The organism is Actinokineospora xionganensis, from assembly GCF_014323725.1.
GTDB lineage: Bacteria > Actinomycetota > Actinomycetes > Mycobacteriales > Pseudonocardiaceae > Actinokineospora > Actinokineospora xionganensis.
Genome location: NZ_JABVED010000010.1, coordinates 12,085 through 36,788 on the forward strand (window position 1 = coordinate 12,085; position 24,704 = coordinate 36,788).

22 protein-coding genes and 1 tRNA gene are annotated in these 24,704 nt (G+C 69.1%); 8 read left to right on the top strand and 15 right to left on the bottom strand.

Annotated features, from left to right (window positions below; genetic code table 11):
- Positions 1-44 precede the first annotated feature (44 nt).
- Positions 45-1,280, bottom strand: coding sequence for a PucR family transcriptional regulator (locus GPZ80_RS17985; RefSeq protein WP_312880414.1), 1,236 nt, complete (start codon positions 1,278-1,280; stop codon positions 45-47).
- Between the two features lie 107 nt (positions 1,281-1,387).
- Here GPZ80_RS17985 and GPZ80_RS17990 point away from each other — a divergent pair, with 107 nt between their 5' ends.
- Together GPZ80_RS17990 and GPZ80_RS17995 are read left to right on the top strand one after the other, a co-directional pair.
- Entirely contained in the window at positions 1,388-2,239 is an 852-nt protein-coding gene (locus GPZ80_RS17990; RefSeq protein ID WP_246477226.1) for an SGNH/GDSL hydrolase family protein, read from the top strand.
- A gap of 10 nt (positions 2,240-2,249) precedes the next feature.
- Entirely contained in the window at positions 2,250-3,038 is a 789-nt protein-coding gene (locus tag GPZ80_RS17995) for an SGNH/GDSL hydrolase family protein (protein WP_187221551.1), read from the top strand.
- A gap of 40 nt (positions 3,039-3,078) precedes the next feature.
- Here GPZ80_RS17995 and clpB read toward each other — a convergent pair whose 3' ends face one another.
- The 3 genes from clpB to GPZ80_RS18010 form a co-directional block, all read right to left on the bottom strand.
- The gene (clpB, locus tag GPZ80_RS18000) at positions 3,079-5,679 is read right to left on the bottom strand and encodes an ATP-dependent chaperone ClpB (RefSeq protein WP_187221552.1); all 2,601 of its coding nucleotides are present in this window, start codon (positions 5,677-5,679) and stop codon (positions 3,079-3,081) included.
- Positions 5,680-6,054: 375 nt separating this feature from the next.
- The gene (locus tag GPZ80_RS18005) at positions 6,055-6,522 is read right to left on the bottom strand and encodes a MarR family winged helix-turn-helix transcriptional regulator (protein ID WP_187221553.1); all 468 of its coding nucleotides are present in this window, start codon (positions 6,520-6,522) and stop codon (positions 6,055-6,057) included.
- Positions 6,523-6,880: 358 nt separating this feature from the next.
- Positions 6,881-7,276 carry a pyridoxamine 5'-phosphate oxidase family protein gene (locus GPZ80_RS18010; protein ID WP_187221554.1) on the bottom strand — a complete coding sequence of 132 codons (396 nt, stop codon included), beginning with the start codon at positions 7,274-7,276 and terminating at the stop codon, positions 6,881-6,883.
- A gap of 226 nt (positions 7,277-7,502) precedes the next feature.
- Between GPZ80_RS18010 and GPZ80_RS18015 the strand changes: the two genes are divergently transcribed.
- A complete protein-coding gene (locus tag GPZ80_RS18015) occupies positions 7,503-8,678 on the top strand; it encodes an FAD-binding oxidoreductase (protein WP_246477227.1) in 1,176 nt (391 codons plus the stop codon).
- Positions 8,679-9,170: 492 nt separating this feature from the next.
- On the opposite strand, the gene GPZ80_RS18020 is transcribed toward GPZ80_RS18015, so the two are convergent.
- The 7 genes from GPZ80_RS18020 to GPZ80_RS18050 form a co-directional block, all read right to left on the bottom strand.
- Positions 9,171-9,596: a heat shock protein transcriptional repressor HspR gene (locus GPZ80_RS18020; protein ID WP_091376541.1), complete on the bottom strand. Its 426-nt coding sequence runs from the start codon at positions 9,594-9,596 to the stop codon at positions 9,171-9,173.
- Positions 9,593-10,765: a molecular chaperone DnaJ gene (dnaJ, locus tag GPZ80_RS18025; RefSeq protein WP_187221555.1), complete on the bottom strand. Its 1,173-nt coding sequence runs from the start codon at positions 10,763-10,765 to the stop codon at positions 9,593-9,595. Before dnaJ ends, GPZ80_RS18020 begins: the two co-directional genes overlap by 4 nt.
- A gap of 20 nt (positions 10,766-10,785) precedes the next feature.
- The gene (gene grpE / locus GPZ80_RS18030; RefSeq protein WP_187221556.1) at positions 10,786-11,421 is read right to left on the bottom strand and encodes a nucleotide exchange factor GrpE; all 636 of its coding nucleotides are present in this window, start codon (positions 11,419-11,421) and stop codon (positions 10,786-10,788) included.
- The gene (gene dnaK, locus GPZ80_RS18035) at positions 11,418-13,268 is read right to left on the bottom strand and encodes a molecular chaperone DnaK (RefSeq protein ID WP_187221558.1); all 1,851 of its coding nucleotides are present in this window, start codon (positions 13,266-13,268) and stop codon (positions 11,418-11,420) included. The genes grpE and dnaK overlap by 4 nt, the downstream gene beginning before the upstream one ends.
- A 240-nt stretch (positions 13,269-13,508) precedes the next feature.
- Positions 13,509-14,282: a DUF4097 family beta strand repeat-containing protein gene (locus GPZ80_RS18040; RefSeq protein ID WP_187221559.1), complete on the bottom strand. Its 774-nt coding sequence runs from the start codon at positions 14,280-14,282 to the stop codon at positions 13,509-13,511.
- Between the two features lie 218 nt (positions 14,283-14,500).
- Positions 14,501-15,073 (bottom strand): TetR/AcrR family transcriptional regulator, encoded by a 573-nt coding sequence (locus tag GPZ80_RS18045; protein WP_187221921.1) that lies wholly within the window; start codon positions 15,071-15,073, stop codon positions 14,501-14,503.
- A complete protein-coding gene (locus tag GPZ80_RS18050) occupies positions 15,070-15,396 on the bottom strand; it encodes a DMT family transporter (RefSeq protein WP_091376555.1) in 327 nt (108 codons plus the stop codon). The genes GPZ80_RS18045 and GPZ80_RS18050 overlap by 4 nt, the downstream gene beginning before the upstream one ends.
- 148 nt (positions 15,397-15,544) lie before the next feature.
- Here GPZ80_RS18050 and GPZ80_RS18055 point away from each other — a divergent pair, with 148 nt between their 5' ends.
- On the top strand, positions 15,545-17,788 hold the full coding sequence (locus tag GPZ80_RS18055; protein ID WP_187221560.1) for a (Fe-S)-binding protein: 2,244 nt from the start codon (positions 15,545-15,547) through the stop codon (positions 17,786-17,788).
- Positions 17,789-17,958: 170 nt separating this feature from the next.
- Positions 17,959-19,152 (top strand): MFS transporter, encoded by a 1,194-nt coding sequence (locus GPZ80_RS18060; protein ID WP_187221561.1) that lies wholly within the window; start codon positions 17,959-17,961, stop codon positions 19,150-19,152.
- On the opposite strand, the gene GPZ80_RS33750 is transcribed toward GPZ80_RS18060, so the two are convergent.
- From GPZ80_RS33750 to GPZ80_RS18075, 3 genes are all read right to left on the bottom strand, one after another.
- Complete coding sequence (locus GPZ80_RS33750; protein ID WP_222719494.1) at positions 19,145-21,307, bottom strand: esterase-like activity of phytase family protein; 2,163 nt, start codon at positions 21,305-21,307, stop codon at positions 19,145-19,147. The two genes, GPZ80_RS18060 and GPZ80_RS33750, sit on opposite strands and share 8 nt — an antisense overlap.
- Before the next feature lie 97 nt (positions 21,308-21,404).
- Positions 21,405-21,986, bottom strand: a complete 582-nt coding sequence (gene dcd, locus GPZ80_RS18070) for a dCTP deaminase (RefSeq protein ID WP_187221563.1) — start codon at positions 21,984-21,986, stop codon at positions 21,405-21,407.
- The gene (locus GPZ80_RS18075; RefSeq protein ID WP_187221564.1) at positions 21,967-22,242 is read right to left on the bottom strand and encodes a hypothetical protein; all 276 of its coding nucleotides are present in this window, start codon (positions 22,240-22,242) and stop codon (positions 21,967-21,969) included. Before GPZ80_RS18075 ends, dcd begins: the two co-directional genes overlap by 20 nt.
- Positions 22,243-22,401: 159 nt before the next feature.
- Between GPZ80_RS18075 and GPZ80_RS18080 the strand changes: the two genes are divergently transcribed.
- Positions 22,402-22,475 (top strand) — tRNA-Gly (locus GPZ80_RS18080).
- Positions 22,476-22,693: 218 nt separating this feature from the next.
- Here GPZ80_RS18080 and GPZ80_RS18085 read toward each other — a convergent pair.
- Positions 22,694-23,179 (bottom strand): winged helix-turn-helix transcriptional regulator, encoded by a 486-nt coding sequence (locus GPZ80_RS18085; RefSeq protein ID WP_187221565.1) that lies wholly within the window; start codon positions 23,177-23,179, stop codon positions 22,694-22,696.
- A 55-nt stretch (positions 23,180-23,234) separates the two neighbouring features.
- Here GPZ80_RS18085 and GPZ80_RS18090 point away from each other — a divergent pair, with 55 nt between their 5' ends.
- The gene (locus GPZ80_RS18090) at positions 23,235-23,732 is read left to right on the top strand and encodes a PaaI family thioesterase (RefSeq protein ID WP_187221566.1); all 498 of its coding nucleotides are present in this window, start codon (positions 23,235-23,237) and stop codon (positions 23,730-23,732) included.
- A gap of 14 nt (positions 23,733-23,746) precedes the next feature.
- On the top strand, positions 23,747-24,682 hold the full coding sequence (locus tag GPZ80_RS34055) for an O-acetyl-ADP-ribose deacetylase (protein ID WP_187221568.1): 936 nt from the start codon (positions 23,747-23,749) through the stop codon (positions 24,680-24,682).
- Positions 24,683-24,704 lie beyond the last annotated feature (22 nt).

Sequence of the window (24,704 nt, forward strand, 5' to 3'; positions counted from 1 at the left end):
CGTCATGCGCCGCGGTTCAAGATCACGGGTGGCGTGGCTTCCGATTATCCGCGAACAGTGGTGGCGTCGAGGGCCGAGAGGGCCGCGCGGATGGACAGCAGGTCCTCGTGCCGGGCGACCTGCAGACCGGTCAGGGTGGCGATCTTGCGCAGCCGGTAGTCGACGGTGTTGGGGTGAACCCGCAGCGTGGTGGCGGTCTGGCGGCGGTTGAGGCCGGAGTCGAGGAAGACCCGCAGGGTCGGCAGGAGGTCCGGCCTGTCCGCGACGGGCGCGAGCAGCGACGCGAGGTGGTCGCGAGCCGGGCTGGGCCGGGTGAGCTGGTATTCGAGGAGCAGATCGGCGAGTCGGTAGACCCCCACGGGCTTCGCGTAGATGAGGGCGACGTCGCGGAGCTCACCCGCGAGCCGGGCCGCGGCGGGCACGCCGGCGGGCTCCGCGGCGACCGCTCCCGCCACGACGGGCGCGCCCGCGACCTTGCTCAGCGCGGTGGCGAGCACGTCGAGCGACGCCCAGTCCTCCTTGGAGACCGAGGCGGACGGAAGGTGGTGCGGGATGAGGACCAGCCCGCCGTCGGTCGACAGCATCGACAGCACGGGCTCGCGGGACCGCCGGTCGAGTTCCGTGCGGAGTCTGCGCAGCTTGCGGCGGCCCGCGATGCCGGGGTCGACACCCGCGACGGTCTCGTCGGGATGCTTGCCGATCGACAGGCTGATCACGAAGTAGCTCTCGGCCAGCCGGGCGCCCGGGATGTCGGCCGACTGCCCGCCCGCGAGCAGAGTCGCCAGCAGCGTCTGCCGCGCGCCGTGCTCGTCGCCGAACATCGACTGGCGCTCGCTGAGGTAGCCGGCGGCGACCGCGCCGGTGGTCAGGCGCAGGAAGTCGGACAGCAGCCGGTGCGCCTCTAACACCGACCGCAGGTCGTCCGGCTGGACCTCCGGCTCGACGAAGTCGAAGCAGGCCTGGGCGCCGACGTGGTACGCGCCGATCACGGCGTCGATCGGGAGGCCTTCCTCGGCGCGGCGAGCCGCCGACTCGCGCACGATCGCCAGGTCCACGGGCTCGGGCAGGGTCCCGGTGCGCAGGACTTCAAGGAACGTGCGGACCGCCTGCTCGATGATCCGGGCGATGTCACCGGACAGCTCCTCCGCGGGCAGTTGGTTGTAAACGTCGAGCCCGTCGACCAGCCGCTTGATCACAAAGGCGGTCAGTTCGGGCAGCTGCGAACTCAGCCGCAAGTGCAGGGGCATGCCACCGAAGACGATTCGGTTGTGATCGGTCACAAGTTTCCTCCGAAACTTTGGGCCAATCTCCCAGCGCCCACCAGGGATTGTGTCCTCCACCATGTGACCAGCAGATTACTCGCTAGTAACACAGAATGGAGCACCCAATGTTGGTGCGACGGCTCAGCCTGGCGCTGGCGGTCACCGCCGCCACCCTCACCGTGGGCATGCCCGCGATGGCTGACGACACGATCGACTACGTCGCCCTCGGCGACTCGGCGGCCGCTGGACCGCTCATCCCGAACCAGGACCTCAACCTCGCCTGCCTGCGTTCGAACAACAACTACCCGGCAGTGGCCGCCAAGGCCTTGGGCGCCCGGCTGACCGACGTGTCGTGCTCCGGGGCGAAGATCACCGACTTCACCGGCCGCCAGTTCGGCTTCCTCCCGCCGCAGTACGACGCCCTGAACGCGGGCACCGACCTGGTCACGCTCACCATCGGCGGCAACGACATCGGCCTGGTCCAGGCCGCGCTCGGCTGCGTCAACCTGTTCCCGGAGCCGTTCGGCTTCTCGTGCGCCGACCGGCTGAACGCCGGAGGCAAGGACTCGCTGGGCACGGCCATCGCCGCGTGGGCGCCGCGGTTCGGGCAGGCGCTCGACGCGATCAAGGCCAAGGCGCCGAAGGCGAAGATCGTCGTCGCCGGCTACGGGACCTACATCAAGCGTGACGGCTGCTACCCGGTCCAGCCGATCTGGGCTCGCGACGCCAACTACATCCAGGCGTCGGTCGACAAGCTCAGCGCCGCCCTTCGCGACCAGGCCCGTTCGCGCGGCGCGACCTTCGTCGACCTCGCGGCCGTCTCCTCGGGCCACGACACCTGCGCGGCGCCGTCGAAGCGCTACCTCGAAGGCCTGATCCCGACCACGGCCGCCGCGCCGCTGCACCCGAACGCCCAGGGCATGGCCGCCTTCGGCGCCGCCATCGCCAGCGCCGTCAAGAACCCTGCAATCCAGTAGGAGGTATCGGATGTTCGGAAGAGTGTCGGCAATCGTCGTCGCGGCGACCGCGGCGGTGGCACTGGCGCCGAACGCGTCGGCGGCCGAGGTGGACGAGTACGTCGCCCTGGGTGATTCGTACTCGTCGGGCAACGGCACGTACGCCGCGAATCTCGACCCGTTCTGCTACAAGAGCACCTACGCGTACCCGTATCTGGTGTCCAAGGCGCGCCCCGACACGCGGCTGAACTTCCAGGCGTGCCAGGGCGCGAAGACCGACAACATCATCAACGGTCAGAACCGGGCGCTGACAGCGAGCACGGACCTCGTGTCGATCACGATCGGCGGAAACGACATCGGATTCGGCGACCTGATCTTCGGCTGCGCGGGCAACAACAGCACCAACTGCCAGGGCACGGTCGACGAGGCCAACCGCAAGATCCGGGAGGAACTGCCCGCCAAGCTCGACCGGACCTACGCCACCATCCGCGTGGGCGCGCCGAACGCCCGGGTCGTCGTCCTCGGCTACGGCCGCTTCGCCGGGTCGAACCTCTCGTGCGCGGCGGCGAACGGGATCACCGCCGACGAAGCGGTGCTGCTCAACGGAGTCGCGGACAACCTCGACGCGGCCATCGCGGGCCGGGTCGCGGCGGCGGGCTTCACGTACAAGAGCTCCATCGCCCGGTTCACCGGACACGACGTCTGCGCGGCCGACCCGTACCTCAACGGGAAGAGCTGGAGCGTGGCCGACATGTACCACCCGACCCGCAGCGGCCACGCCAACGGCTTGGCATACCTGCTGCGCGAGGTGATCGGCTGACGATGAAGGGCCGCCTGAGGGGCGGCCCTTCATCGTGTCGTCAGTCGGCGCGGCCGACCGTGAGCGCGGTGTTGTCCTCGGCGATGTCGACCTTGACCGTGTCGCCGTCGCGGATGTCGCCGGACAGCAGCGCCTTCGCCAACTGGTCGCCGATAGCCGAGGACACCAGCCTGCGCAGCGGGCGGGCGCCGTAGACGGGGTCGAAACCGTTGAGGGCCAACCACTCCCGGGCCATGGGCGTGACGTCCAGGCTCAGCCTGCGCTGCGCGAGGCGGCGGCCCAGTTTCGCGACCTGGATGTCGACGATCGACGTCAGCTCCTCGGTGGCCAGCGAGTGGAACACGACCACGTCGTCGAGCCGGTTGAGGAACTCCGGCTTGAAGTGCCGCTGCACCACGGTCATCACCGCGTCCTTGCGGTGCAACTCGTCGAGGTTGGCGTCGGCGATGATCTGCGAGCCGAGGTTCGACGTCAGCACCAGGATCGTGTTGCGGAAGTCGACCGTGCGGCCCTGGCCGTCGGTGAGCCTGCCGTCGTCGAGGACCTGTAGGAGCACGTCGAAGACGTCCGGGTGGGCCTTCTCCACCTCGTCGAGCAGCACGACGCTGTACGGCCTGCGGCGGACCGACTCGGTGAGCTGGCCGCCCTGGTCGTAGCCGACGTAGCCGGGGGGCGCGCCGACCAGGCGGGCCACCGAGTGCTTCTCGGAGTACTCGCTCATGTCGATGCGGATCATCGCCCGCTCGTCGTCGAACAGGAACTCCGCGAGCGCCTTCGCCAGCTCCGTCTTGCCGACGCCGGTGGGCCCGAGGAACAGGAACGAGCCGGTCGGGCGGTCCGGGTCGGACACGCCCGCGCGGGCGCGGCGGACCGAGTCGGAGACAGCGCGCACGGCCTCGGCCTGGCCGACGACCCGCGAGGCGAGCGCGTCCTCCATGCGCAGCAGCTTGTGCGTCTCGCCTTCGAGCATCCGGCCCGCCGGGATGCCGGTCCAGGCGGAGACGACCTCGGCGACGTCGTCGGGGCCGACCTCCTCCTTGAGCATGACCTGCTCGCCGGGAGTCCCCGTGGCCGCTGAGTTCTCCATGGCGGCGTCGAGTTCCTTCTCCAGCGTGGGAATCCGGCCGTAGCGCAGCTCGGCGGCCCGGCCGAGATCGCCGTCGCGCTCGGCGCGCTCGGACTCGCCGCGCAGCGACTCCAACTGCTCCTTCAGCTCGCGGACACGGTCCAGCGAGCCCTTCTCGTTCTGCCAGCGGGCGGTCAGGCCAGCCAGGTCCTCGCGCTTCTCGGCCAGCTCGGCCCGCAGCGCGGCGAGCCGCTCACGGGAGGCAGCATCGTCCTCTTTGGACAGTGCCATCTCCTCGATCTCCAACCGGCGGACCGCGCGCTCGACGCCGTCGATCTCCACCGGGCGCGAGTCGATCTCCATGCGCAGCCGCGACGCGGCCTCGTCGACGAGGTCGATCGCCTTGTCCGGCAGGAACCGGGCCGTGATGTAGCGATCGGACAGGGTGGCGGCGGCGACCAGGGCCGTGTCGGTGATGCGGACACCGTGGTGGACCTCGTAGCGCTCCTTGAGGCCGCGCAGGATGCCGATCGTGTCCTCGACCGACGGCTCACCGACGAGGACCTGCTGGAACCTGCGCTCCAGCGCCGGGTCCTTCTCGATGTGCTGGCGGTACTCGTCGAGCGTGGTCGCGCCGACCATGCGCAGCTCGCCGCGGGCGAGCATCGGCTTGATCATGTTGCCCGCGTCCATCGCGCCCTCGCCGGTCGCGCCCGCACCGACGATGGTGTGCAGCTCGTCGATGAAGGTGATCACCTGGCCCGCGGAGTCGGTGATCTCCTTGAGGACAGCCTTGAGCCGCTCCTCGAACTCGCCGCGGAACTTCGCGCCCGCGACCATCGAGCCGAGGTCTAGGCCGACCACCCGCTTGCCGCGCAGCGACTCCGGCACGTCGCCCGCGATGATCCGCTGGGCCAGGCCCTCGACGATCGCGGTCTTGCCGACGCCGGGCTCGCCGATGAGCACCGGGTTGTTCTTGGTGCGCCGGGAAAGCACCTGCACGACCCGGCGGATCTCGGCGTCGCGGCCGATCACCGGGTCGAGCTCACCCTTGCGGGCGCGCTCGGTCAGGTCGAGGCCGTACTTCTCCAGCGCCTGGTAGGTGCCCTCCGGGTCGGGGCTCGACACTCGCGCGGAGCCGCGCACCTTGGCGAAGGCCTCGCGCAGCGCGTCGGCGGTGGCACCGTGGCGCTTGAGGACCTCGGCGACGTCGCCGCCCTGGGCCGCGAGCCCGACCAGCAGGTGCTCGGTGGAGACGTACTCGTCGCCCATCTCGGTGGCGAGCTTCTGCGCGTGGGTGATCGCCCGCAGCGCCTGCTGCGCGAGCTGCGGGGAGGACACGGTCGCGCCCGTCGCCGAAGGAAGGGCCCGGTGCAGCGGCTCCAGCTCCTTGCGGACGGTCTGCGGATCAGCTCCGACGGCGGTGAGCAGCGGGGCGGTGAGCCCGTCGCTCTGCGCTAGCAGCGCGCTGAGTAGGTGCACCGGGCGGATGTCGGGGTTGCCCGCTGTCGAGGCGCCCTGGGCCGCGGCGGAGATCGCCTGTTGGGTCTTGGTCGTCGGGTTGAACGCGTCCATCTGCCACCTCGGGTCGTACTTTCGCCAGTCACCGGGTCCAACGCGCGAAAACTTGAGTCAGTTCCACTCAACCTTAGGACGTGGACCACTTCCGGTCATGCCGAAACGGCAACCGGCTTCGGCGCCGAAACGGTGAGCAGCAGGTCACCCACCCGTCGCAACGACGCTGTCCACACCCGATGCCAAGTTATCCACAAAGCCCAGGAGGCTATCCACAGGCGGCTGTGGGTTTCGTCCACGAACGGACGCAGGCGGATAAGGGAAGCCGCCAAGTGGGTGGTATCTCGGCGGCGAGCGATCACACTGTGGCGATCAAACCGGCTGTACGCAGCGGAAACGCCGGGTGTCGACGAGGTCGCCGAGAAGTGGATCTGATCACAGGTCGGCGTTCAGCTTGCCGAGCAGGCGCGAGAACTCGCTCAGATCGTCGGTGGACCACTTGCCGAACATGGCGCGCAGCTTCTGCCACCGGTCGTTGCGCACCTTGGCCAGCCGCTCCGAGCCGGTCTCGGTGAGCTGCACAAGCCGGGCGCGACCGTCGGAGGGGTCGGGCACCCGCTCGATCAGGGACAACTCGGTGAGCCGGGCGATCTGCCTGCTGACAGTGGACTTGTCGAGACCCGTCCGCTCGACCACATCCGCCGCCCGCACCGCGCCGATGTCGTTGAGATGCAGGAGAAGGGCATAGGAGGCGCCGTCGAGGCCGGGATGCACCTTGGCCGCGAGGGTCAGCGAGACGCTGCGCGCGCGGCCGAACAGCTTCGACAGTTCGGATTCGAGCGCCTGTGCCGCCTGTTCGCGCATGTTCTCGGTCACCGAGATCTCCCATGGATGCTCCGGCATCGCGCCGGAAAGGAATTAGGCCGCCACGACCCGGGCCTGCCCTGACCCGGACAGGCTCACTGCGTCCCAGGATTCTGTCAGTGGTGGACGCCAGGTTGAGCGGCAAGTCCCGGTTCCGCCGTCAGCCGACCCCTGCTCAGGAGCAGGTGTTGGATCGGGAGGCGCGCGAGCGCCAAGCCGTCCTCCGGTGCGGTCCTGTGGCCTCGCCGCCAACGCCGACGTGAACGCGGCACCCGATATTCGACTCGCGGCAGGGCATGCCGTGACCGCACGGGAGCCCCACCGTTGGGTGAGCCTGCGAACCGTGAACCCTCAACGCGACGACCACGTGTTGCGGTCGCTGTTGGAATCCCTGCCTTCAGGCGAGGGAGGATGTCAAATAGGTCTCGTCCACATCGACCAGCACCCACCGCTCCGGGCCCGTGACCTCGGCAGGCAGATCATCTCGCGCGACGGAGTGTGCGCGGCCGTTGATGTGCAGCCCGCGGACGGCGGGCCCGAGGTCGATCAACAGGATCCCGACCCGGGCGCCGTCGGGCAGTGGCTCGGTTTCCGGGTAGGCGATGCGGCGGTCATCGATCACCCGGATGAAACCGGGCGGGCCCTGCCGCACCACCTCGGCACAGCCGCCGTCGGCGTCGGCGGTGGCGATGTAGGCCATGCCGACCCCGCCGATGAATTCAGCGGCCCGGTCGTCGAGCGGACCGTGCGACGCGCAGAGGTCGGCAGCCATGAAGGCGAGGTCGTGCAACACGGCTCCACCGTTTCACAAGGATCATCCGAATGCGTCATCTGCCCTGCGTAAGTCAGCCATTAGGCGGATCTTTGGTGACGTGGCGTGAGGATACGGCACACCTTAGGGTGATCTTCGCGGCTCTTTCATGGAATCGGACTACGCTGAACACTCCGTCGGGGGATGTCGCTCTAGTACCGTGTTGCCAGGCTTAACCGGCGCCGAGAGGTGGAGTCACCCCCCGATCATGACAGCCAACGCCCTGGTGAGCCCCATCCCAAGCTCACATCCTCGGACCGACTCGCCCACCGCCGTGTCGACGATGGTGCGCCTGGTCCGGGAGAGCTTCGCGGTGGTGGAGCCCCATGCCGAAGAGGTCGCACAGTTCTTCTACGGGATGCTTTTCACGATCGAGCCGTCGGCCCGCGAGATGTTCCCCGCCAACATGCAGGTCCAGCGGTCCCGCCTGCTGCGTGCCCTCGTGCACGTCGTGCAGATGGTCGACCGGCCGGACGACCTGGTGCCGTTCCTGCAGCAACTCGGGCGTGACCACCGCAAGTTCGGCGTCGTCAGCACGCACTATGAGGCCGTCGGGATGGCGCTGATCTCGTCGGTCAAGAAGTTCGCCGGCCCCGCGTGGACCGACGAGGTCGAACGCGCCTGGGCCGAGGCGTACACGATCATGGCCCGCTCCATGCTCGACGCGGCCGCGGCCGACGAGGGGCCTGCGTACTGGCCCGCCGAGGTCATCTCGCACGAGCGGATCGGCTGGGAGATCGCCATCGTGCGGGTCCGGCCGCACTACCCGGTGCCGTACCTGCCGGGGCAGTACGTGAGCGTCGAAGTCCCGCAACGCCCCAGGTTATGGCGGTATCTGACGCCGGCCAACGCTCCGCGAGCCGACGGGACCATCGACTTCCACATCCGCGGCGTCGAGGGCGGTTGGGTCAGCCGGTCGATCGTGGCGCACGCGAACGTGGGCGACACGTGGAAGATGGGCCCGCCGATGGGCCGGATCAGCGTCTCCCGCGAGGCCTCACGCGACGTGCTGATGGTCGCGGGCGGAACCGGGGTCTCGCCGATGCGGGCGATCATCGACCACCTGTCGCAGTGGGGGCAGAACCCGCACGTCCACCTGTTCATCGGTGGGCGGATCGAAGAGGACCTCTACGACGTGCCCGCGCTGCAGAGCATCGCCGCGGTGAACCCCTGGCTGACGGTGGTGCCGGTGGTGGAGGAAGCCGGCATTCCCGGGACTGAGCAAGGGACTCTGGCCGACGTCGTGACCAGGTATGGGGCTTGGGGAGATCGGGACGTGCTGGTGTCCGGCTCCCCGGGGATGATCCGGGCGACCGTTTCCCGGATGCTCGTGGCAGGCACCCCGCTGGACCGGATCACGTACGACCCGTTCACCGTCGACTAGGCGAGCCGAAACCAGGCGCCGACGGAACGCCCGCATCGCTACGGTTCCACCGCACTCCCGGTGCGTGGCCCACGGTTGCTTCCTTCGCACAGACCAGCACCGCGGGCCGGTTGGATCTCGGGAGCGACAACGTCAGCTGTGGGCTCGGTGCGCGGGTAACGGTTACGTCCCTCTTCCAACGGGGCAACGCGGGTTCGAATCCCGTCGGCTCGCCTGATTGGGTGGTTCGCCGTACTGGTGCCTGTTTGGGTTCGCCGGGGTCTTGGCGGGTGGGTTAGCCGACCCCGGGTCTTGGCCCTTGCGAATCAGGGCGTGGGTGGGGCAACCAGCCAAACAGGCCGTTCTGTCGCACCCCTTGCGCCTTGCCGTGTTCGGCGCGGGCCAACCAGCCATACAAACGATCCGCACTGTCCCGATCCCCACTGCCCCACGCGCTGGTGAAACGTGAAGGTCGACTGTCCGCGCCTGGGCTGTCCCTGTTCGCGGCGGGAGTCAGCGGCGGGGCTGGGGGCGCCAGACTACGAGGGCCGTCTGCTGGCGTACCGGAACCAAGTCGTTTCGGTAGGACTTGTGGATGGCGGCGGCGGCTTGTTCGGCGGCCGCGTAGGCCGAGGCGAGTTCCTGGGTCAGTTCCGAGATTCGGTCGCGCAGGGCGTCTACTTCGTTTTCCAGTTCGATGATGCGTTTGATGCCCGCCAGGTTCACGCCGTCCTCTTGGGACAGTCGCTGTACCTCGCGGAGCAGTGCGATGTCGCGCATCGAGTAGCGGCGGCCGCCGCCGGAGGTTCGGCCTGGGGAGACCAGGCCCTGGCGGTCGTAGCTGCGCAGGGTTTGGGCGTGCAGGCCGGACAGCTGTGCCGCCACCGAGATCACGAAGACCGGGGTGTCCTCGTCGGCCCCGGGCGGGAAGGGGTTCATGACTCCCTCGCCTTCTGCACCATCGCCGTCAGCTCCGGGCGCGGGTCGTGCGCGTTGGTTGCCGCCGCGTACGCCTCGAGGGCGGACTTGGCTGCGTCGTCGAGCGTCGGGGGGACGGTTACGGCGAGGGTGACCAGCAGGTCTCCTGCCTGTCCGTCCCGCTTGACCACACCCTTGCCGCGCACGCGGAGGACTCGGCCCGGGGTGGTGCCCGGGGTGACTCGCAGCGAGACCGGCGCGTCGAGGGTGGGGACCGTCAAAGTCGTGCCGAGGGCCAGTTCCGGGTAGGTGACCGGGACCTTCAGGGTGAGATCGTTGCCGTTGCGGCCGAAGACGGCGTGCGGCGTGACGTGCACGCGGACATACAAGTCGCCCGCGGCGGCGCCCTGGCGGCCGGGTTCACCCTGGCCCGCCAGGCGGATGCGCTGGTCGTCCTCGACGCCCGCGGGGATCCGGACGGTGAGCGTCCGGGTCTTGGTGCTGACGCCCTCGCCACCGCAGTCGGGGCACGGGTCGTCGATGGTGCGGCCGGTGCCGCGGCAGTCGCGACAGGGCTCGCTGAACGCGAAGGCGCCCTGGCTGCGGCTGACCAGGCCCACGCCACCGCAGGTGACGCAGATCTTGGGGGAGCTGCCGGGACGGGCGCCCGAACCGTGACAGGTGTCGCAGGTGGACGGGCTGGACAGTCGCAAGGGGACAGTGGCGCCCTTGACCGCTTCGACGAAGTCGATGCGGACCTCGGTCTCCACGTCCGCCCCGCGCCGCGGTCGGTTGCCCGCGGTGGTCGCGCCCGCGCGGGTGCGGCCGAACAGGTTGCCGAGCAGGTCGCTGAAACCGCCGCCGCCGAAGCCGGGCTGGCCGGACTGGCCGCCGAAGTCGAAGTCGAACCCGCCGCCACCGCCGCCGAAACCGCCGGGGCGGAAGCCGCTGGAGCCGAACATCGACCGGGCCTCGTCGTACTGCTTGCGCTTGTCCGGGTCGCCCAGGACGCCGTAGGCCTCCGACACCGACTTGAACTTGGCCTCGGCGTCGGTGTTGCCCGGGTTGGCGTCCGGGTGCAGCTCGCGGGCGAGCTTGCGGTACGCCTTCTTGATTTCCGCCTCACCGGCGTCGGAGGAGACGCCAAGCTCGCGATAGAAGTCCTTGTCGATCCAGTCCCTAGCGCTCACCGGACGTCTCCTCCTTTCGCTCAGTTCTGTTCGTCGGCCGCTTGGTCGACGATGACCGGACCCGCTTCGGCGTCGGTGACCGCCACCAGCGCCGCGCGCAGGGTCCGGTCGCCGAAGCGGTAACCGCGGCGCAGGACGCCGGTGACCGTCGGGCCCGCCACGTCCGGGGACGTGTTGTGCTGGACGGCTTCGTGCACCGACGGGTCGAACGGCTCGCCCTCGTGGCCGAACGGTTCGAGGCCCGCCTTCTGCAGCGCGGCCGCCAGCTTCTCGGCCACCGCCTTGAAGGCGCCGGTCAGGTCGCCGTGGGCGCCTGCCCGCTCGATGTCGTCGAGGACCGACAGCATCTCGTTGACCACCTGCGCCTTGGCCGCGGTGGCGACGACCTCGCGGTCGCGGTCCACGCGCTTGCGGTAGTTGGCGTACTCGGCCTGCAGGCGCTGCAGGTCCGCGGTGCGCTCGTCGAGCTGCGCCTTGAACTCCGCGGCCGGATCGAGCTCGTCGACCTGGACGGTTTCGGGCTCGGGCGCTGCGTGGGCGGGTGCCGCGGCGTCGTCCGAGGCTGTGCGGATCTCCCCGGTCTCCGGGTCGATCCGTCGCCGATCACGCACCACGACCTGCGGCTCCTCGCCGTCAGAGCTGTGCTGATCGGTCACTTCTTCTCCTTGTCCTCGTCCACGATCTCGGCGTCGACGACGTCGTCGGCCGCGTCGGGCTTGGGCGCCTCGGTGGAGCCTTCGCCCGCGGCCGCGTCCGCGCCGGTGTTGGCGTAGAGGGCCGAACCCATGGCCTGGGACTCGGTCGCGAGCTTCTCCATCGCGGCCTTGATGGCCGGGATGTCGGTGCCCGCGAGCGCGGTGTTGGCCTCCGCGATGGCGGCGTTGACCTTCTCCTTGGCCTCGGCCGGGATCTTCTCGTCGTTGTCCTTGACGAACTTCTCCGTCTGGTAGACGAGCGTCTCGGCCTGGTTGCGGACCTCGGCCTCCTCGCGGCGCTTCTTGTCCTCCTCCGCGTGCGCCTCGGCGTCCTTGACCATGCGGTCGATGTCTTCCTTCGGCAGCGCGGAGCCGCCGGTGATGGTCATCGACTGCTCCTTGCCGGTGCCGAGGTCCTTCGCGCCGACGTGCACGATGCCGTTCGCGTCGATGTCGAAGGTGACCTCGATCTGCGGCACGCCACGGGGGGCGGGCGGCAGGCCGGTCAGGTCGAAGGTGCCGAGCTTCTTGTTGTCCGCGGCGAAGTCGCGCTCACCCTGGAACACCTGGATGCCCACGGTGGTCTGGTTGTCGTCGGCGGTGGAGAAGATCTCCGAACGCTTGGTCGGGATGGTGGTGTTGCGCTCGATGAGCTTGGTGAACACCCCGCCCTTGGTCTCGATGCCGAGCGAGAGCGGCGTGACGTCGAGCAGCAGGACGTCCTTGACCTCGCCCTTGAGCACACCGGCCTGCAGCGCGGCGCCGACGGCGACGACCTCGTCCGGGTTGACGCCCTTGTTGGCCTCGCGGCCGCCGGTCAGCTCCTTGACCAGCTCGGCCACGGCGGGCATGCGGGTGGAGCCACCCACGAGCACCACGTGGTCGATCTCGCCGACGGAGACGCCCGCGTCCTTGACGACGTTGTTGAACGGCGCCCGGGTGCGGTCGAGCAGGTCGGCGGTGATGCGCTGGAACTCGGCCCTGGTCAGGGTCTCGTCCAGGAACATCGGGTTCTTCTCGGAGTCGACCGTGATGTAGGGCAGGTTGATGTTGGCGCTGTTCGAGCTGGACAGCTCGATCTTCGCCTTCTCGGCGGCCTCGCGGATGCGCTGCAGCGCCATCTTGTCCTTGGTCAGGTCGATGCCGTTGCTCGCCTTGAACTTCTCGACCAGCCAGTCGACGATGCGCTGGTCCCAGTCGTCGCCACCGAGGTGGTTGTCGCCGGAGGTCGCGCGGACCTCGACGACGCCGTCGCCGATCTCGAGCAGCGAGACGTCGAACGTGCCGCCACCGAGGTCGAAGACCAGGATGGTCTGCTCCTTGGCGCCCTTGTCCAGGCCGTAGGCCAGGGCGGCAGCGGTGGGCTCGTTGACGATGCGGAGCACGTTGAGGCCGGCGATTTGACCGGCTTCCTTGGTGGCCTGCCGCTGCGCGTCCTCGAAGTACGCGGGGACGGTGATGACGGCGTCGGTGATGGTCTCGCCCAGGTACGCCTCGGCGTCACGCTTGAGCTTCATCAACACGCGCGCGGAGATCTCCTGCGCGGTGTACGCCTTGCCGTCGATCTCGGCGGTCTTCCAGTCCTCGCCCATGTGCCGCTTGATCGAACGGACCGTCCGGTCGACGTTCGTCACAGCCTGGTTCTTGGCGGGCTGGCCGACCAGCACCTCACCGTTCTTGGCGAACGCGACGATGGAAGGGGTCGTCCGGGATCCCTCCGAGTTGGCGATAACCGTCGGTTCACCGCCCTCAAGGACGGCGACGACGGAGTTGGTCGTCCCCAGGTCGATGCCGACCGCTCGCGCCATGGTGTTTCCTCCTGCAGTAGCTGTGGTGCGTTCTCTAGAGTTGAGCGTACCTGACTCAGTTTGCAGACTTGAGCCGTCCTCGCTCAACCTTCCTGCAGGCCCAACGAGCGACTCGGCCACCTTGTTCCCGGTGTGACGCCCGCTACGAACCTCTGCGGACTCGGAGCGCCAGGCCGCGCCCACACAGGAGCACCACCGCCACGCACAGGTGACGGTGGTGCGGGTTCGCCCTGGTCCCGCTCAGCCGAATCGGATCGACACGTCGCCGCTGTCGGCCGCCACGTCCACCGCGTTGGCGGCCGCGACGTCGCTGCCGATGGCGTTGTCCAGGTCGCCGCTGTCCACCACCGCGTTGACGCGGTACCTCCCCCGCGGGACGACGACCTGCACGCTGCCGCTGTTCGCCCGAGCCCGGACGTCCCCCACCTCGACCAGCGCCACCTCGACGCTCCCCGACGACGCCGCGATGTCGGCCGAGCCCCCCAGCCCGACCGCCTTGACGCTGCCCGATGAGACCTCGACCGACACGTTGTCCCCGATGTCGACCAGGTCGACCCGACCCGAGTCGGCCGCCACCGTCACCTTCCCGGCCACCTTGCGCACCGTCACGTCCCCCGACCCGGCGGACAGGTTGACCGAACCGGCGCCCTCGACCTCCACGTCCCCGGAGTCGATCTTGCCGCTGACCGTCACCCCCTCCGGGACGACCACGTCGTAGTCGACCCAGCAGTTCCGGACCGGGCAGGACTGCAGGATCAGCACGTCGCCGTCGACCCGGTGCGTGGCGCCCGGCCGGTCGGCGTTGTGGTGCACCTGGCGGTGAACCCTGGTGGTCCCGCCCGTCCGGATCTTGACGGCCCCCGAGTCGTTGGCCACGAGGACCGAGCGGATGGTCTGCCCCACGGCTTCGTTGTCCGCGAACTGCTCGGTGACCATTCCGCAGGCCCCCGACAGCAGCACCGCGCCCGCCACCCCCACGGCGAACACCCCCTGTAACAACGCTTTCCGCGCCATCCCGTCCCCCTCAATCCCGTGCCTCGACTGCCCAGAACGCTAGTGATCAGCGGCGGACGCGGGTATCAGGAATGCCCCCGAATCGACCCGGGGGATATCCCTACCTCCGAGTCCCGATCTCAGGGTCAGCCAGTCCCTTGATCGACGTTAGGTGGTGGACGTCGCGCCCACATCAGTCCTTCGATGGAGAGGACATCGGACTTTGGTCTTAGGACCACTCAGCGCAGCGGGGCGAGCAGGTGCTCCACTACCGGCAGCAGTTCGGCCGCGGTGGGTGGCTCGTCGTCGATCAGGCCCTGCATGAGCATCCCGTCGACGCCTGCGAGGAAGGCGCGGAAGCCGACCTCGTCGGGGTGGCGGGCCAGGCTGGTGAGCACGTCGAGCCACATCCGGGCGGCCGGGCGCAGCTCGGGGCGGCGGGCGGCGAGCAGGTACAACTCGTACTCGGCCATCGTGCGCCCGCGCCGGGGCCCGACGGCGAAGGCCAGCATCTCGGCGACCGCGGCGGCCGGGTTGCCGCCTTTGATCCGGCTCGACTCGATGAGGTCGCGCGCCTCCACCGCCATGCTCTCGGCAGACCAGGTCAGGGTGCCGACGAGCAGGTCGTCGAGACCGGCGAAGTGGTACGTGATCGACGTCGGGGGCACCCCGGCCTCGCGCGCGACCGAGCGGTGGCTCACGCCGACGACGCCTTCGGCCTCGATTACCCGCAGGGTCGCCTCGACGATCTCCGTGCGCCGCCGGTTCCCGCGCGCTTTGCGGCCGTCGACCCGGCGGTAGGAGCGGGTCAGTGGGTCCGCCCGAGTTCGAGCAGCAGTACCCCGCCGATGACCATCGTCAACCCGAGTCCCATCGTCAGGTTGAAGGGCTCGTGGAGGAACAGCGCGCCGATGACCGCGACCGCCGCGACGCCGACCGCCGCCCAGATCGCGTAGGCGACGCCGACGGGGAACCCTTGCTTGAGCAGCCGCGCGAGCGCGGTGAACGCCACGCCGTATCCGACGATCACGACAACAGAGGGGAACAGTTTTGTAAAACCATCCGAGATCTTGAGCGAGATGGTCGCCGTCACCTCGCCGACGATCGCCACGGCGAGCAAGATGAGCGGATGCATACCGCCAAAGTACCTGAACAAACGTCCCAATAACTGCCGAGGTGTGCACCACACTTGTCCGACTTAGGCTTCGCTAAGTCGGTTACCGACGAGTAAGAACAGCTAAGGTCCCGAGTTCGATCGGGAATCGAGGGAAGGTCACCGCCACATGGGTGCCGTGCAGTTGACACTGGGTCTGGTCGCAGTCGCGGTCAGCCTCGTGGCCTGGAGCATGTTCGTTCGCACTGTCGGGCGGATGGTGAAAATCGTCCGACTCGGACAGCCGGACGCCACGCGCAACGGCCCGTTCGTGCCGCGTATGAAGAACATGTTCATCGAGTTCGCCGCTCACACCCGGATGAACAAGTTCCGGCATGTCGGGCTGGCGCACTGGCTGGTCATGTGGGGCTTCCTCATCGGCTCCGCGGCCCTGTTCGAGGCCTACGGCGAGGTGTTCGTGCCGACCTGGGGCTGGCCGATCCTCGACAACATCAGCCTGTGGCACCTCCTGATGGAGCTGCTCGGCATCGGCACCATCGTCGGCGGCGTCGCGCTGGTGATCATCCGCCAGCTCAACCACCCGCGCCGGGCCGACCGGCAGTCCCGCTTCCAGGGCTCGAACTTCCGCCAGGCGTACTTCGTCGAGTTCGTGGTGATCTTCGAGGGCATCGGCATCCTCGGGGTCCGCGCGGCGAAGGCGGCACTGGGCGCGCACGAGGTGCCGCTGTGGGCCGCGTTCGTCACCAACCCGATCGGCGACCTGCTGCCCGCCAGCCCGAACCTGATCTCCGTCCTGGCGTTCGTCAAGCTCATGGGCGCGATGGTCTGGGTCTACGTGGTCGCGAAGTACATGACCATGGGTGTGGCCTGGCACCGCTTCAGCGCGTTCTTCAACATCTACTTCAAGCGTGAGGCCGACGGCGGCGTCGCACTCGGCGCGATGAAGCCGATGATGTCCGGCGGCAAGGTGCTCGACCTGGAGGAAGCCGACCCCGAGGTCGACGCGTTCGGCGCGGGCAAGGTCGAGGACTTCTCCTGGAAGGGCTGGCTCGACTTCACCACCTGCACCGAGTGCGGTCGCTGCCAGTCGCAGTGCCCCGCGTGGAACACCGGCAAGCCGCTCTCGCCGAAGCTGCTGATCACCCAGCTGCGCGACCACGCCTACGCCAAGGCGCCCTACCTGCTCGCGGGCGGCAAGAAGGACATGGCGGGCGACGAGATCGGCCTGACCGACCACTCCGGCGTCGACGTCCTGGCGCTGGCCGAGGCCGAACGCCCGCTGATCGGCGGCGTCGACGAGCTCGGCGTCATCGACCCCGAGGTGCTGTGGTCGTGCACCACCTGCGGCGCGTGCGTCGAGCAGTGCCCGGTGGACATCGAGCACGTCGACCACATCGTCGACATGCGCCGCTACCAGGTGCTCATCGAGTCGAACTTCCCGTCCGAGCTGGGCGGCATGTTCAAGAACCTGGAGAACAAGGGCAACCCGTGGGGCCAGAACGCCAAGGACCGGCTCGCCTGGACCGAGGCCCTGGACTTCGAGGTGCCGGTCTTTGATGGCGAACTCGCCCCGGAGACCGAGTACCTGTTCTGGGTCGGCTGCGCGGGCGCGTTCGAAGACCGCGCGAAGAAGACCACCCAGGCCGTCGCCGAGCTGCTGCACATGGCCGAGGTCAAGTACGTCGTGCTCGGCTCCGAGGAGACCTGCACGGGCGACCCGGCCCGTCGCGCGGGCAACGAGTTCCTCTTCCAGATGCTCGCGCAGCAGAACGTCGAGGTCATCAACTCGGTGTTCGAGGGACGCGAGAAGGGCAAGCGCAAGGTTGTCGTGACCTGCGCGCACTGCTTCAACACCCTGGCGAACGAGTACCCGGAGCTCGGCGGGCAGTACGAGGTCGTGCACCACACGCAGCTGCTCAACCGCCTCGTGCGGGAGCGTCGCCTGGTGCCGATCGCCCCGGTCGCCGAGGACGTCACCTACCACGACCCCTGCTACATCGGCCGCCACAACAAGATCTACGAGGCGCCGCGTGAGCTGGTCGGCGCCGCGGGCGCGAACCTGCGGGAGATGCCGCGCAACTCCGACCGCGCGATGTGCTGTGGCGCGGGTGGCGCGCGGATGTGGATGGAGGAGCGGGTCGGCAAGCGGATCAACGTCGAGCGCGTGGACGAGGCGCTCGGCACGGCTCCGTCGAAGATCGCGACCGGCTGCCCGTTCTGCCGCGTGATGCTCACCGACGGCGTGACCGCGCGCAAGGCCGACGGCCTGGCGGGCGAGCATGTCGAGGTCATCGACGTCGCACAGCTGCTGCTCTCGTCGGTGAAGCGTGTTCCGGAGCCCGTCCAGGACATCCCGACCGACGTGACCCCGACCGGCACACCGCTGCCGGATGAGGACAACTCGACCGTCTGACCGAGCTGACGAAGGGGCGCGACTGGATTGAACCGCTCCCCGGAAGTCGGACTGGTAAACCAGTTCTGACTTGCGGGGAACGGTTCAGTTCACCGGTCGCGCCCCTTTGTTGTGTCCATCATACGAACACCCTGTTCCGCGATCCAGGAACGTTTAGCTATGTTAACTATATGTTCCGGTCCCGGTGGTCGATCCTCGCGGTGATCGTCGTCGCGCAGACCGGGTCCATCTCGCTCCTCTACGGCGTGCCCTTCCTGATCCCGCTCATGCGCGGGACCGAGGGCATCACGCTGACCCAGGCGGGGACGATCGCCGCCGCGCCGTTGCTGGGCGTGCTGGCGATGCTGATCATCTGGGGCGCCCTGGCCGACCGGTTCGGCGAACGGCTGATCATGACCGTCGGCACACTCGGCACCGGCGTCTGCGGCGTCGGGGCGGCCTTGATCGACGGGCCCGTCGCGCTCGGCTTGGCGCTGGTCGCGGCAGGTGGGTTCGGCTCGTCGATCAACGTGACCAGCGGTCGGGCCATTCTCGCCGCGTTCGACGTCACCCAGCGCGGGTTGGCCATGGGGATCCGGCAGAGCGCCCAGCCGCTCGGGCTGAGCTTGGCCGCCGTGATCCTGCCGCCGCTCGGACTCGCCTGGGGCTACCGCGAGGCGCTGCTCGTGCCCGCGGCGATCTGTCTGGTGATGGGCCTGGTGGTCGCCGTGGTCGTGCCCAGCCATCCGCGCGGGGAACGGTCACAGGTCCGGGCGCCGTCGCCGTACCGGGACATGCGGCTTTGGCGGGTCCACATGGCCAGCGCGCTGCTGGTGTGGCCGCAGTTCATCGGCGCCGTGTTCGCGCTGACCTACCTGGTGACCGAGCAGGGCTGGGACCCGGTGTCGGCAGGCGCGCTGCTCGCCGTCGTCCAACTGCTTGGGGCCGGAGGGCGGATCGGCGCGGGGGTCTGGTCGGACCGAGTGGACAGCCGGATGCGGCCGATGCGGATCATCGCCGCCGCGGGCACGGTGTCGATGGTCGTGTGGGCGTTGGGCGACGTGTTCGCGCCCGCGGTGGCGCTGTTCGGACTGGTGGCGGTGACGATCATCGCCGCGTGCCCGAACGGCCTGTCGTTCACCGCGACCGCCGAACTCGCCGGTCCCGCGTGGGCGGGTCGCGCGATGGGCGTGCAGAACACCGGACAGAACTCGATGGCGATGGCGGTCGCGCCCGCGTTCGCCGCGCTCGTCACGGCGATCGGGTGGCCCCTCGCGCTGACCGCAGCGGCGGTGTTCCCACTGGCAGCGGTCGGCCTGACACCGGTTCGCGGTGAGCGTTCCGGCAGGGCCGCGCGGGCCCTGCCGGAACGCGCGCTCACCTGAGATAGCCCAGCCGCAGGAAGACCGACTCACCGGGGGCGTCGTCGAGACCGTCGTTGTCGACGACGCCGAACAGTTCGCCGTCGATCACCGCGAGACCTTCCGGCTTGTCGTGCACGACCCCGCCGCCTGCGGCCAGAACCGGCAGCAGATCGCGCACCAGGCGCTTGGCGAGGACCGGCTTGGCCTGTCCCTCGGCGGCCGGGGTGACCGTCGAGACGTCCACGGCGAAGACCTTCTTCAGCTTCGCCGCCGCACCGCGCTGGTTGTCGCGTTCGAGTACCAGCAGGGTGTTGTCGTCGACCGCGGTCAGCTCGGACAAGCCCGCCCAGCCGAGGGACACGGTGTCGAGCGGGTAGGCGACGAACGCCCACTGACCGGTCGCCGGGGTGAAGCGGGCCAGCGTCGCCTGCCCGCGCACATCGGCCGCCCACTCGCGCTGCACGGCGAGCCAGACCTGTTCGGCCGCGCCGGAGCCGGTCACGGTCACGCCCTCGAAGCCGTTGCTCGTGGCGGTGGCCGCCACGCCCGCGGGCAGGTTGACCTCGCGGAGCACCGCGCCGGACGGATCGACCTCGACGAGCAGGTTGACCGTCTTCTTGGCGTCGCCCTCGCTCGCGACCCAGTAGCCGCCGCCGGGGCGGACCGCGATGCCCTCACCGTCGTAGGACGCGGGCACGCCCGCCTTGGTGATCGTGAGCGCGTGCTCGACCCTCGCGGGCAGCGCGCGGGCGTCCACGGTCAGGATCCGCGTGGGCGCGTACGCCGAGTCGGTCACGGACACGACGTGCCGCGGGTCGCCGGGGATGGCGGACAGGCCGGACAGTGCGCCGAAGCCGATCCCGTCGGACACGATCGACGGTGCGGCCTGGTTGTTCCGCAGCGCCAACGCCTTGGGGAAGCGGGTGAGCTGGTAGGAGGTGAGCGAGGAGCGGATGCCGTCCTCGGCGGAATCCTCCTCGGCGGCGACGATCAGCGTGCCGGTGGCCGGGATCGGCAGCAGTCCTTCAGGGCCGACACCGGTCGGGAGTCCTTGCAGAAGCTTCGGTTCGCGCGGGTCGTCGACGTCGTAGACCGCGACCATGTTCGCCCGCTCCAGGCCGACGAAGGCGTAGCGGTGCTTGCCGAACGTCGCGACGGCCAGACCCTCCGGCTCGACCCCCTTCTTGCCCGCGCGCTTCTCCGGGTACTGCCCGGAGTTGATGGCGAGGTTCTCCAACTCGGCGCCCGAGGAGTGGACGACTTCGCCGGTCATCGCGTCGAAGACCGTCCAGGTTCGGGTGCCGCCACGAAGGTCGCCCTCATCGGCGGTGCCGAGGTGGTCGTCGCCGATCCACCGCACCGAGTCGGGCTCGCGCGGAGCGGTCACGGTTGCGGTGGGGGCGATGTTCTTGTCGGTCTTGGTGTCGACGCCGGTGACGGTGGCCGTGCCCGCGGAGAAATGCCTGATGAGCGCACCGGTCGGCAAGTCCACGACGGCGATGTGGTTGTTCTCCTGCAGCGTGACCGCGACCTGGTTGTGCGCGTTGACGCTCACGAACTCGGGTTCGGGGTCGTCGGCGGCGAACTCGGCGATGCCGGTCAGCTCGACCCGGCGCACACCCCAGTCGGCGGGCGCGCCCTCGACGTCCACAATGGACAGGTAGCCGGCGGGGGCCTGCGGCATCGCACCGCCGTCGACGTTCTCGTCGCGCTCGTTCTCGATCGCGATGGCGGCGAACCGGCCGTCCGGGGCGATGTCGATCGAGTCCGGCTGCCCACCCAGGTCATGCTCGGCAACGATCTCGCGTGTCGCCAGGTCCACCACGACGAGCACACCGGACGGATCGACGAAGGACGCACTGGTGTTGACCGCGACCAGCGCCAGCCCGCCGACGATGTCCACCGATGTCGGCTCACCCGGCATGTCCAACACGCCGGTGGCCGAAAGCTCGCCGCGCTTGCCGACACCCGCGAACCCGATCCGCTCACCCGGCGAGTCGGTGTAGACGACGGTCCGACCGTCCGCGGTGGCCGCCGCGATCTCCGCGGCGGTGCGCTCGTCGGCGGAGGTGTTGAGGTGCACCGGCAGTGTGTCGGCGCGCTGGAACCGCTCGGGGACGGGATCAGCGGAGGCGGTCGGGGCGATAACGAGTCCGCAGACGGCAATCGCCGCCACCACTCTTCGGGACGGAACGGGCACAGGGCCTCCAGGATCGACGTGGGCTTGCGGTTTGTAACCCACGTGGACGAAGGCCCGGTGAACTCCGGGCGAATCAGCGGTTGGTGTCCACCCGGTGGAAGTTCAGGTACGCGCGCGACGGCGTCGGGCCGCGTTGCCCCTGGTAACGCGAACCTGCCTTCTCCGAGCCGTACGGGTGCTCCGACGGCGAGGTCAGGCGGAACAGGCAGAGCTGCCCGATCTTCATGCCCGGCCACAGGGTGATCGGCAGGTTGGCGACGTTGGACAGCTCGAGGGTGATGTGCCCGGTGAAGCCCGGGTCGATGAACCCGGCGGTCGAGTGGGTCAGCAGACCGAGCCGCCCAAGTGACGACTTGCCTTCGAGCCTGCCCGCCAGGTCGTCGGGCAGCGTGACGCGCTCATAGGTGGAGCCGAGGACGAACTCACCAGGGTGCAGCACGAACGGCTCGTCACCGTCGGCCTCGACCAGCGACGTCAGCTCGTCCTGCTGCTGGCGCGGGTCGATGTGGGTGTACTTGGTGTTGTTGAATACCCGGAAGAACCGGTCCAACCTCACGTCCACGCTCGACGGCTGAACCATCAGCGGCTCGAATGGCTCGATCCCCAGTCGTCCGGAATCGAGTTCTTTGCACAGGTCACGGTCGCTCAGCAGCACGCACCCACCCTAGTTGGTCCGTCCGGGTGAGCAGCCAGGCCACAAGGAGATTGGGCACCCAGCACAACCAGGCGCGCGCCGCGTAGGCGACTTCGAACGGGATGTCGATCTCCAGCGCGCCGTAGCGGCCCAACTCGGACGCCGAGCCAGGACTCCCGCCGCACGAAGACGTCCCGCTGCCGCTCGTCGTAGGTGTCCGGGTCAAACCGAGGTAGCGAGCAGAGACCGCGACGGCGAGCAAGGAGAGGACGGTCATCGACCCAGCCGAACCGGGATAAGCGCATGCGCACAGTGTTAGGCCGGACGCGGCCACCCGAGATCCGGCACGAACCCTGGTAGCGGCCCTGATCTTGCCCTTAGGCCGCAGCGCCCTGATGGAGCCTCAGACCGGTTGGCGTGTATTCTGTCGATCACTGCGGATGTAGTTCAGTGGTAGAACATCAGCTTCCCAAGCTGAATATGCGGGTTCGATTCCCGTCATCCGCTCCACCACAGAAGGGGTGTCACCGGATCATCGGTGACACCCCTTCTGTGTATTCGGCAGCCGTGACGAAGCGCGCTTTCAGCGCACACGATGTAGTGCGGTTGGCAGGCGGCCCGTTAGGGGGCACATCCGCCATCTTTCCCACACCCAAACCTCGATGCCCGGTTGGAACAGCCGGATCACTGACTACCAGGGTGCCGCCCGTCCAGGGTGGCACCCTCGGCTACCGGCGGCGGGCGCTGGGGCCGGGGCGGGCGACGACGTCGCGTGGGGAGTCGATCTCGTGGCCTTCGGCGCACCGGAGGTGGGTGGTGACCGTGGCCCCGCAGTCGCGGTGGGCAAGCTCGAGTGGGGAGCCCTGGGGATCCGCCAAGTATTTGTCGCCCCAGGACCAGATGGCGACCAGGACCGGGTAGAGGTCGAAGCCCTTCTCCGTCAGCCGGTACTCGTGGCGTTCCCGTTCGCCCGGGTCGCGGTAGGGGCTGCGGCGCAGGACACCCTCGTCGACGAGCATGGCGAGGCGGTTGGTCAGGACCTGGCGCGGGATGCCGCTGTGTTCGCGCATCTGGTCGAAGCGGCGGATGCCGTTGAAGACCTCGCGCAGGACCACGAACGTCCAGCGTTCGCCGAGCACGCCCATCGCGCGGGCGATGGTGCAGTTGTCGACGGACCAGTCCAGTGCGGACGGGCGGGTCGCGGAGGTCTCCATCACCTCAGTCTAAGTCTCGTTGACAGACTCAGCAAGCCGGTGCGAGGCTGAGTCCATGACGCAGACTCAGGCGCGTACCCGCACCTTCAGCTGGGACGACCCGCAGATCAACGCCGCCGCGCTCGGGCAGCTCAGCGGCCTCGAATTGATACGGGCGATGATCTCCGGCGAGTTTCCCCCGCCGCCGGTCATGCGGCTGCTGGACATGGAGCGGATGGAAGCCGAAGAAGGGCGCGTGGTCGTCGAGATGCGCGCGCAGGAGTTCCACTACAACCCGCTGGGCGGCGTGCACGGCGGCGTCATCGCCACGCTGCTCGACACCGCCGCCGCCTGCGCTGTGCACACGACGCTGCCAGCGCGGACCGGGTACACCTCGCTGGACCTGACGACGAAGTTCCTGCGCCCCGCCTCCGTGGCGTCGGGCCTGCTGCGCTGCGAGGGCACCGTGATCTCGCGAGGCCGCCGGACCGCCCTGGCGCAGGCGCAGCTCACCGACGAAGCGGGCAGGCTGCTGGCCCACGCGACGTCCACCTGCCTTATCTTCGAGGTCTGACAACTGAGGCGGGCATGAAGATCACAGCAGTTCGCGGGGACATCACCGAGCAGCACGTCGACGCCGTGGTCAACGCGGCCAACTCCTCGCTGCTCGGCGGGGGCGGGGTGGACGGCGCCATCCACCGCCGAGGCGGGAAGGCGATCCTGGACGAGTGTCGCGCGCTGCGGGATTCGCGGTACGGCCGCGGTCTGCCCATCGGCCAGGCGGTCGCCACGACAGCAGGCGAACTTCCCGCGCGGTGGGTGATCCACACCGTCGGTCCCGGCTACGGCGCCGACGACCGAGCCGAGCTGCTCGCGTCGTGCTACCGGGAGTCGCTGCGGGTCGCCGACGAGTTGGGCGCCACGAGCGTGGCGTTTCCCGCGGTGTCGGCCGGGTCGTTCGGGTGGCCCGCCGGGGAGGCCGCCCGCGTCGCGGTCGAGACGGTCTGGGCCGCGGACACCAAGGTCGCCGAAGCACGGTTCGTGCTGTTCGACGAGACCGTCCACCAGGCCTTCCAGGAGGCGGTCCGGAAAGCGGGACCGACCGACGCGGCGATCACCGCGGACCTGGCCGCCCTGCCGGATGCCCACTGGCAGCGGCTGTTCGCGCGGATGGACGGGCTGACCGACGCCGACCGGGAAGTGAAGTGGGGCGGCGGCAAGGAGGTCAGCCCCGGCGTCACGCAGCTGCCGTACCCGATCTACAGCGACGCGATCCAGGACATCAGGCATATGCTCCCGATCGCGGTCTTCGACTGGCCCAAGTGGATGCGGGACAACCCGGTGTTCCCCGAAGGGGCGGGCCTCGACGAGCGCCCGGTCGCCGACGCGGTGCGGCTCGCCACCGCCTACCTGCGCGGCGAGCGGTTCAGCGACGGCGCGATCGAGCAGGCCATCGAGAACGGCGCCCTGCGGGCCATCGTGGACCGGCTGCGGAAATGGACCGAACAGGAGAAGCTGGGGTAGACCGCGGCCAGAGCCGACCGTG